Genomic DNA, 9083 nt, shown 5'->3' on the forward strand with positions numbered 1-9083 from the left:
CTATCTCATCAAATTAGTCCCCCCATAGAACCCCCTTGAGCCATCTTGCACACTTTTCTCTTTTTGTCAAATTTTATGTTAAGAAAGATGTGACTAATGGATAGCCTTATCAAGGGGGGACTAAGGGGGGACTAAGGGGGGATCGGCACCCCCCTTATCAAGGGGGGACTAAGGGGGGATCGGCACCCCCCTTATCAAGGGGGGCAGGGGGGATCAAACCTAAAATCCATTTTTAATTTAATTATAACCAGCTACTTAATTAATATACAGTATAAAGCATTAATTATCATCAAAAAATCACCAAACTAGAAGCGTAGGTGAAGGGATTTATGGTCTGCGTCGAGCCTTTGTCATTGCTGGAGCAGAAAGCCAATTAATTAGCCTTTGGAAAGTATCTGATGACGCGACTAAAGATTTAATGGTCGCCTATTATGGACGCTTACAAAAAGGAGAAGGACGCAGTGAAGCTTTACGACAAATTCATCTGGTGATGCAACTTCGATGACATTTGACTGATTAAGGGTTAGGAGTTAAACTTAGGGGTAAAATTATTGGTATCACAAACAATTACTAGGAGAGTCACACAATGGCAACATTTACAGAAAACGACCTCAAAGAATTAAAAGACTTTATTGTAGGACAATTCAAAGAAGTTAATGACAAAATAGACAAGTCATCTGAACAACTTAATGGCAAAATAGACAGATTATCTGAACAACTTAATAGCAAAATAGACAAGCTATCTGAAGAAGTGAATAACTTAAGAGTTGACATAGCAAATATTAAAGGAGAATTAACAGGCGTGAATAAACGACTAGATAACTTGGAATTTACTAATCGAACCATCTTTGTTGCCATTGTTACTGCACTAATGGCAGGATTGGTTAAGTTATTTTTCCCAAATTTTCCTACTAATCCTTAACTGTGATTCAAAAAGAAAACGGGTTTTTTGAAAAAACCCGTTTTCTGAAATCGAATTCAAAATAAGAAATAGCGCTGGGCCATGGGTAAAACCGTAGCGGGTTCACAGATTAATAATTCCCCGTCAGCACGCACTTCGTAGGTTTCGGGATTAACTTCCATGCGCGGTAAAGCGTCATTTAGCTTCATACTAGCCTTACTGATATTGCGCGTATTCGACACGGCTACGGCGGTTTTTTTCAGCTTTAACTTCTCAGGAATGCCCGCTTTCATAGCATATTTAGAAACAAATGTCAAGGAAGTTTTGGCGATCGCACCACCAAAAGAGGCAAACATGGGACGCATATAAACCGGTTGCGGTGTGGGAATACTGGCATTAGCATCGCCCATTTGCGCCCAGGCGATTAAACCGCCTTTCAGGACAATTTCCGGTTTTACGCCAAAAAATGCCGGTTTCCAGAGAACCAAATCGGCTAATTTGCCCACCTCGATGGAACCGACATAATCGGAGACACCATGGGTAATAGCAGGATTAATCGTATATTTAGCAATATATCGTCTTGCCCGCAGATTATCATTCTCTCCCGTTTCCCCGGTCAGTCTGCCTCGTTGTACCCGCATTTTGTGGGCAGTTTGCCAAGTGCGGATAATTACTTCCCCCACCCGTCCCATAGCTTGAGAATCGGAGGAAATGATGCTAAAAGCCCCTAAATCGTGGAGAATATCCTCGGCAGCAATAGTCTCTCGGCGGATGCGGGATTCAGCAAAGGCCACATCTTCGGGAATACTCCGGTCTAAATGATGACAAACCATCAACATATCGAGGTGTTCCTCTAAGGTATTCGTCGTATAGGGACGGGTGGGATTAGTAGAGGAGGGTAAAACGTTCATTTCCCCGCAAACCCTGATAATATCGGGAGCATGACCACCGCCGGCCCCTTCCGTGTGGTAGGTGTGAATGACGCGATTTTTAAAAGCGGCGATAGTGGCCTCGACAAAACCGGCCTCATTGAGAGTATCGGTATGAATCGCCACCTGCACATCGTACTTATCGGCCACGCTTAAACAGGTATCAATGGCTGCCGGAGTGGTTCCCCAATCTTCATGGAGTTTTAAGCCAATTACCCCCGCTTTTACCTGTTCCGCTAGTCCTTCCGGCTGACTGCTATTGCCTTTACCCAAAAAACCCAAATTCATCGGGAAAGCTTCGGCGGCCTCTAGCATTCGATAGATGTTCCATTCTCCCGGGGTGCAGGTGGTGGCATTAGTTCCCGTTGCAGGTCCGGTCCCGCCACCAATCATCGTGGTAATCCCCGACGCAATCGCTGTCTCAATTTGTTGGGGACAGATAAAATGAATATGGGCATCAATCCCCCCTGCTGTCAAAATCATCCCTTCCCCGGCTAATGCCTCGGTGGCCGGACCGATAATAATATCGACATTATCTTGAATGTGGGGATTGCCCGCCTTACCGATTTTATAAATTTTGCCGTCTTTAATGCCCACATCAGCTTTAACGATGCCCCACCAGTCGAGAATTAAGGCATTAGTAATCACTAGATCTACCGCCCCATCTTCCCTAGAAATGGGGGATTGGCCCATCCCATCGCGAATTACTTTACCGCCGCCGAATTTTACCTCATCGCCGTAGGTGGTGAAATCTTTTTCGACTTCGATAAATAATTCCGTGTCTGCCAGGCGAACTTTATCTCCGACGGTGGGGCCGTAGGTTTCAGCATAGGTGCGGCGATCGATGCGATAATTCATAGGGGGAATTCTTGAAAATCGACATTGATTATACGATCGATTTTCCGGCAATCATCGCTTTTTGGGGATTTTTTTCCATTTTTAATCTGGCTCATTTTCCAGGATTTCTTTGGCTTTCAGTAAAGCTTGGTGATGTTCTTCGGTGACGGTGGGATATCGTAAACCGAGGGATTCGAGGGTGTGATAAATAACTGCCCCCACAGCTAAACGGGTAAACCATTTGGGTTCTTCTCGACTTTGTGTGATAATTTTTGTCTATAGAATCATGAAGTGTTTACCGGAAAGACTTTTGGGACTATTTTGCTGAAGAAACTATCAGTATAGACCCCGTTTTTTATAATTGAGATATAGCGTTTCCTAAGCTAGTGAGGTACATCTATTTTTCTTCCCTTTTGCCTTTGGGGACTTGCGCTTTGATAATGTACCATTTAGGGCTGGTCTTATTCTTCTACAGAGCGATTTTCTGGCTGGGATATTATTCCCACGCAAGTCCCTTGGCCTCTTGCCTTTTGCCTAAAACCCATAACTTTTGTACCTCAGCAGACTGAAAAACGCTATAGTTTGTGCCGCTTAAATAAAGAGGTTTGGGTTTTAGACTTGGCGTTCAACGAGGATGCCTGTTCTACTCGTCAGGATTTTGCCCCTGCCCGCTCCCTGGTGATGCTTGACATAAATTCCGCAATAGTGTTATGATGAGGGACTGGCTTAAGCCAAAGACAGCAGGTGCGAAACAGCTTAAATACCCTGCCGAGGTCAAAGCGAGAAAACAGCAGCCAAAAAGACTAAAGAGAGATTTTTTCTGTCTTGGTCGTGCCTGAACTGATTCTCTCCACTCAACCCCGGCGCTACAAGGGGTTATTTTTGTGCCTGTGGAACCGGTCCCCCGCATACAGGAGGTGAACAAGGGATGGGGAGAAGCAGAGAAAGCAAGGGAGTAATTCTAGAAGAATTAAAAACCTCCCTGAGCGAAGCTCAATTAACGATGGTCATCGACTATCAAGGTTTAACCGTCGCTGAAATCAGCAATCTACGCCGCAAATTGCGCCCCACGGGAACGATTTGTAAAGTCACCAAAAATACTTTGATGGGCTTGGCGATCGCTGAAGATAGTGGCTGGGAACCGATGAAAAGCCTTTTATCGGGAACATCCGCCTTTCTGCTCGTAAAAGAGGATATCGGTGGAGCTTTCAAGGCCTATCAAGAGTTCAAAAAAGAAAGCAAAAAAACCGAATTGCGCGGCGGTGTCCTCAAAGAAGGGACAAAAGGTCAACTGTTGACAGAAGATCAGATCAAAGCGATCGCTGATTTACCGTCGAAAGAACAGTTAATCGCTCAGGCCGCCGGAGCAATCAACGCCATTGCCACCAAACTGGCCCGCAGCATCAACGAAGTTCCCGCATCTTTGGCCCGTGCCGTCGATGCCGTGGCCCGTCAAGAAGAAAAAGAAGCGGCTTAATACCGCGCCAATCAATCACTTACAAACAATTAGGAGTCTAACCCATGTCTGCTGTAGCTGAAATCTTAGAAAAACTCAAAACTCTTACCCTCTTAGAAGCTGCGGAATTAGTCAAAGGTATCGAAGAAACCTTCGGAGTTAGTGCCGCCGCTCCAACTGGTGGCATAATTATGGCGGCCCCTGGAGCCGCTCCCGCGGCTGCTGCTGAAGCGGTGGAAGAACAAACCGAATTTAACGTCGTTCTCGAAGAAGTTCCCGCCGACAAGAAAATTGCTATCCTTAAGGTGGTACGCGAATTGACCGGTTTGGGACTCAAAGAAGCGAAAGACCTAGTAGAAGCCGCTCCCAAAGCGGTTAAAGAAGGCACTAACAAAGATGATGCCGCCGCCATCAAGAAAAAACTGGAAGATGCTGGGGCAAAAGTTAGCGTTAAATAGATTGCCACTGATTCTGGGGATGTAGATTACATCCCCAGACAAGCCGAAAAGCTCATTTCCTGATACTATAGGATTGTTATAGCAGTCTTGTAGGATGTCCAACCATGGAAAGCGTCGCTTACATTTTAGTTTTAACTATGGCTTTGTCGGTAATTTTCTTCGCCATTGCCTTCCGGGAACCTCCCCGGATTCAAAAGTAAATTTCTTAACTCCGTTTAGGTTAATAATTTTCTTCCCTGAGCCGCCCGCTTGTCAAAAGCAGGTTAGCGGCTCTGGTTTTCGTATTTAAAGGCTTAAATTAAAGGTTCCCCTCACCGAGCGCCTCCTATGCAATGCCCTAATTGTCAGCATACCGATAGTCGCGTTTTAGAGTCCCGTTCCTCCGAAAACGGTCAGAGCATTCGTCGTCGTCGTGAATGCTTACAGTGTAAATATCGGTTCACCACCTACGAGCGCATCGAATTCGTGCCGATCACGGTGATTAAAAAAGATGGTAAACGGGAATCTTTTGATCGCTGCAAACTGCTGCGAGGGATCGTTCGCGCTTGCGAAAAAACCGGCATTCCTCACTCAAGATTAGAGGCGATCGTCAATGATATCGAATCCCGTCTGCAGCAAGACTCAAAACGGGAGGTAACAAGTCAGGAGATCGGTCAATTAGTCCTAGAATATCTCCGGCAAGAATCGGAAGTGGCCTATGTGCGCTTTGCTTCGGTTTACGGCAATTTTCAGGGAATTAGAGACTTTATCGCCGCTTTAGCGCTGCTGCAATCCTCCGAAATCGAACGCGCCTATCCTTCTTGGTCTCCAGTGGAAGAAGCCAGCGTGATCACCTCGTCTTAAATAGTTCCCGATTCAGTTATAATTAGGATCCCTTGTGCTATTTCAAGCCCAAGCTCTGGTTAGATTCTTAAAAGTCATTCTTGAGGCGGATTGCCTCCAAGAAAGCCGGATGCGGCAGTTCATCCCCTAGGCCCCGCCTAGTAACTAAATTAGGAGGCATCTCCTTGATTTAGAAACTGTACATCACATAGGAGGAAAAACCTACGGAAATTCCGAGGCCCAAACAACGTACATGACCACCCAAAAAACTGCAAACAAAAACATAGGCTTTACCCATGAAGATTTTGCCGCCCTTCTAGACAAATACGATTATCATTTCAGTCCGGGAGATGTTGTCGCCGGGACTGTTTTCAGCATGGAACCCCGGGGAGCGCTCATCGATATCGGTGCTAAAACCGCCGCTTTTATCCCCGTGCAGGAGATGTCGATCAACCGCGTCGATAATCCCGAAGAAGTTTTACAACCCAACGAAACCAGGGAATTTTTCATTCTTACCGACGAGAATGAAGATGGACAGCTAACCCTGTCGATCCGTCGCATCGAATATATGCGCGCTTGGGAACGGGTGCGTCAATTGCAAAAAGAAGATGCTACCGTGCGATCGAATGTTTTCGCCACTAACCGTGGTGGAGCATTAGTCAGAATTGAAGGTCTCCGTGGCTTTATCCCCGGTTCTCACATTAGCACCAGAGAGGCGAAAGAGGATTTAGTCGGTCAGGAATTGCCCTTAAAGTTTTTAGAAGTGGATGAGGATCGCAACCGTCTGGTTTTAAGTCATCGTCGCGCTTTAGTGGAACGCAAGATGAACGGTTTAGCCGTGGGACAGGTGGTAATCGGTTCTGTGCGCGGAATCAAGCCCTACGGTGCTTTCATCGATATTGGTGGAGTCAGTGGTTTACTGCATATTTCCGAAATCTCTCACGATCACATTGACACCCCCCACACGGTTTTCAATGTCAATGATGAGTTAAAAGTGATGATTATCGATCTCGATGCTGAAAGAGGTCGCATTTCCCTCTCGACTAAACAATTAGAACCAGAACCGGGAGATATGCTCAAAAATCGCCCGTTAGTGTTTGAAAAAGCGGAAGAAATGGCGATTAAATACCGAGAAAAACGTCTAGCGGAAGCGGAAGGCCGGACCGTCTCGGAAGTAGTGGAAGAAATCGAAGTTCCCCCCGCCTTGGAGGAGGAAGATTTAGTTCTCGCCGCTACCGAAGAGTAGGTCAGTTATCAGTTATCAGTGATCAGTTATCAGATTTGAGTTTTAAGTGGACAGTGTTTATTCTCCAAAACCAGCACGGCTGGCAAATCCTGTGATTCCAGTCATCTCCTCACTACTATTGGCATCAAGGAAACGATCCAAGTGATCAAAAGTGGTTCCGTAGGTAATAGTTTTAGCGTCGTATCCTTTCAGACTGACGGTATGTGGCTCGAAAGCTTGGTGGAGATAGGGTAAACCGATGAGATGACTGTAGGTAGTGGCTCCGATGGCTAAATCCCTACCTATTTCTTTAGTGGCCGACTCTAAACGAAAAGCGGCGTTGACTGTATCCCCGATCGCCGTATAATCTGGATGTTCACCGCTGCCAGTATTGCCGACCATGGCATAACCAGTATTCACCGCCGCACCGATGCGTAATTTAAAGGGTAAGGGATATTGTGCGCTTAAGGCGCGAGTCATGTTATGTAGTTGTATAATTGCTTGGAAAATTTGCAGGATATCGTCTTGATTGACTTCCTGTTGGCCGTGAAACCAGATGGCCATGATCGCATCACCAATATATTTATCTACCCAACTGCCAGAACTGCGGACAATACCCCCGGCATGGCGAAACCAACTGCCAATCAGAGAAGAAAGCACTTTTTCGTCTAATTGCCTAGTTAAAGCCGTAAAATTCCGCATATCCACCACCATCACCGATGTTAAGCGCCGTTCATGGACGGAGGAGGTAGGGGTGTCCCATTCTAAATTGCGCGGTTGCTTGCCTACATTGGTGGGAGTAGCACGATAGAACTGCACCTCGGTTTTGCCAAAGGTGATCTGATCTGTGTTGTGGATAGTCACGGGAATAGCTACTCTTCTGCCATTGACAAAAGTTCCATTGAGACTACCGAGATCGATCAGATAAAAATCTCCTGTTTCCGTGGATTGTAAAATAGCGTGATTGCGAGAGATACAGTGATCCTTAATCACGATATCGTTATCTTTGCCCCGTCCGATTGTCCAGTAAGATCTCCCCACGAGAGGGAAAAAACGCTGTCCCTTATCGGTATGGAGTAGTAAATAGGGATTTTCTCTTGGCAGTATATCCACAGGTACATGAGCGGCAATAGATAGACAGTCGCAACTACACATTATATAGCATATAGCAAGATTCCGCACATTTTCATCTATCTAAGTAAATAGATGGAAACGGGAATTAGCTAGGAAAACCCTTAAGCCAGAGAAGCGGTAATCCAAAATAAACCATCGACTAAAATTGTACTCAATACGGCTCCGCTAAATGCCCACCAATGACATACCCTTTTTTGCAAAGGATAAATACCGATCGCTAAGAGCAAGTTGAGCAGCACGATCGCCCAACTGATGCCCCAGGGGGTCTCAATTCGGGCCAAGGCGTTATGAAATATCGGCGATACTAGGTTGGGGTCTAGTTCCACGGTCATTAATTGTCGCCAGTAGGGAATTAGTCCCGTTAGATAGAAATATACATCGGTGATGGCAGTCCCTAACAAAGAACCCAGATAGAAAAGATTGCCCACTTTGCCGCGACCTTTGTATAGTCCCCAGAGAACAAAGGGCAGCCCGATCGCTTCCATGGGAATATGGATCAACGGTTCCCAACGCCACCAACCCCAGTAGAGAGAACCTGCTAACCAACTCCAACTAAAGCCCAAAAGTAAATCCCCCCAAAGACTGATTTTTTCTTGTTTGAGCAGCCAAACCCCTAACCCCACCCAAAAAAAGGTTAAACCTAGGCTAACTTCGGGATAGTAGCGCACTAGGGGCGCTTGCATGAACACGGGGACCGAGACCAGAAATGCTGCCGTCCAAAAGACGGATTGACATTTTTCCCAGTTGGGGACTAGGGGTTTCAGGCGATCGGGATTGCTGGGAACTAGGGTAGAGTTGAGCAAAGGATTTCAGAATTGTTACGAAACTTTACTTATATTAAGATACATCATTCTCTCTACACTATATCCCCTCTAGAAGATTTTGATAAAGTGAACTACTCTCAAGGTCGTTGAGAGCTTCCTATTTCACGGGGGATTGCCTCAAGACGGACTTTACACCCAGCTTTTGGTTTTACATCCCCTCTATGGGCAGTATCGCGCTTTTCCTAACGACAATACCCTTCGACGTAGCTCAGGGCAAGCTTCGGCTGGCTCTTTTGGTTTTTGTGTGTTAATTTTTGTTATGAATTAAAGCAAGCAAACAGCTTAATTGGTAAATCCATAACTCATTCTTTTAATAAGCTTGATTTTGGTATTCATTCCCTCAATTAATCCGTCGGTTGTCTGATTTTCAAAGTAATTAAGGCTCTTCGGGAATTGTTATGCAAATAATTAACTTAAAATAAAATTCGATGAGAGCAACTACGCTCAAAAGTAGCTGAAATTCATACAGGAAAGGACTTAAGGCACAAATAGGTTAA

General features: G+C 45.6%; 9 protein-coding genes, 3 pseudogenes and 1 other annotated feature. Of the genes and pseudogenes, 7 read left to right on the forward strand and 5 right to left on the reverse strand.

The genetic code is table 11. The features are described from left to right. Positions 1-319 precede the first annotated feature (319 nt). Positions 320-505: pseudogene (locus EWV60_RS21035) on the forward strand (CHAT domain-containing protein); the annotation flags it as partial. 81 nt (positions 506-586) lie between these two features. Beyond that, positions 587-922 carry an LPP leucine zipper domain-containing protein gene (locus EWV60_RS21040; protein ID WP_002737579.1) on the forward strand — a complete coding sequence of 112 codons (336 nt, stop codon included), beginning with the start codon at positions 587-589 and terminating at the stop codon, positions 920-922. 56 nt (positions 923-978) lie between these two features. Here the strand turns inward: EWV60_RS21040 and ureC are convergent, their stop codons facing one another. Beyond that, entirely contained in the window at positions 979-2688 is a 1710-nt protein-coding gene (ureC, locus tag EWV60_RS21045) for an urease subunit alpha (protein WP_002735350.1), read from the reverse strand. Positions 2689-2769: 81 nt separating this feature from the next. Continuing rightward, positions 2770-2910: pseudogene (locus tag EWV60_RS21050) on the reverse strand (polyphosphate kinase 2 family protein); the annotation flags it as partial. 470 nt (positions 2911-3380) lie between these two features. Next, positions 3381-3497: a sequence feature (ribosomal protein L10 leader region), on the forward strand. Between the two features lie 98 nt (positions 3498-3595). Here EWV60_RS21050 and rplJ point away from each other — a divergent pair. The 5 genes from rplJ to EWV60_RS21075 all read left to right on the forward strand — a co-directional run bounded on the left by rplJ (position 3596) and on the right by EWV60_RS21075 (position 6649). Further along, positions 3596-4144: a 50S ribosomal protein L10 gene (gene rplJ, locus EWV60_RS21055; protein WP_002737633.1), complete on the forward strand. Its 549-nt coding sequence runs from the start codon at positions 3596-3598 to the stop codon at positions 4142-4144. A gap of 44 nt (positions 4145-4188) precedes the next feature. Beyond that, the gene (gene rplL, locus EWV60_RS21060; RefSeq protein WP_002736522.1) at positions 4189-4581 is read left to right on the forward strand and encodes a 50S ribosomal protein L7/L12; all 393 of its coding nucleotides are present in this window, start codon (positions 4189-4191) and stop codon (positions 4579-4581) included. 104 nt (positions 4582-4685) lie between these two features. After that, entirely contained in the window at positions 4686-4781 is a 96-nt protein-coding gene (locus EWV60_RS21065) for a photosystem II reaction center protein T (protein WP_012267019.1), read from the forward strand. Between the two features lie 127 nt (positions 4782-4908). Beyond that, on the forward strand, positions 4909-5424 hold the full coding sequence (gene nrdR / locus EWV60_RS21070) for a transcriptional regulator NrdR (protein WP_002737459.1): 516 nt from the start codon (positions 4909-4911) through the stop codon (positions 5422-5424). 232 nt (positions 5425-5656) lie between these two features. Then, positions 5657-6649 carry a 30S ribosomal protein S1 gene (locus tag EWV60_RS21075; protein WP_002737013.1) on the forward strand — a complete coding sequence of 331 codons (993 nt, stop codon included), beginning with the start codon at positions 5657-5659 and terminating at the stop codon, positions 6647-6649. 57 nt (positions 6650-6706) lie between these two features. Here the strand turns inward: EWV60_RS21075 and EWV60_RS21080 are convergent, their stop codons facing one another. The 3 genes and pseudogenes from EWV60_RS21080 to EWV60_RS21090 form a co-directional block, all read right to left on the reverse strand. Continuing rightward, positions 6707-7741, reverse strand: coding sequence for an adenylate/guanylate cyclase domain-containing protein (locus tag EWV60_RS21080; RefSeq protein ID WP_419894489.1), 1035 nt, complete (start codon positions 7739-7741; stop codon positions 6707-6709). A gap of 122 nt (positions 7742-7863) precedes the next feature. Next, the gene (locus tag EWV60_RS21085; RefSeq protein ID WP_024970763.1) at positions 7864-8565 is read right to left on the reverse strand and encodes a DUF3120 domain-containing protein; all 702 of its coding nucleotides are present in this window, start codon (positions 8563-8565) and stop codon (positions 7864-7866) included. Positions 8566-8843: 278 nt separating this feature from the next. Further along, positions 8844-8964: pseudogene (locus EWV60_RS21090) on the reverse strand (transposase); the annotation flags it as partial. Between the last annotated feature and the right edge of the window lie 119 nt (positions 8965-9083).

Origin of the sequence: Microcystis sp. Msp_OC_L_20101000_S702 (genome assembly GCF_007095705.1) — a bacterium.
Taxonomy (GTDB): domain Bacteria; phylum Cyanobacteriota; class Cyanobacteriia; order Cyanobacteriales; family Microcystaceae; genus Microcystis; species Microcystis ichthyoblabe_A.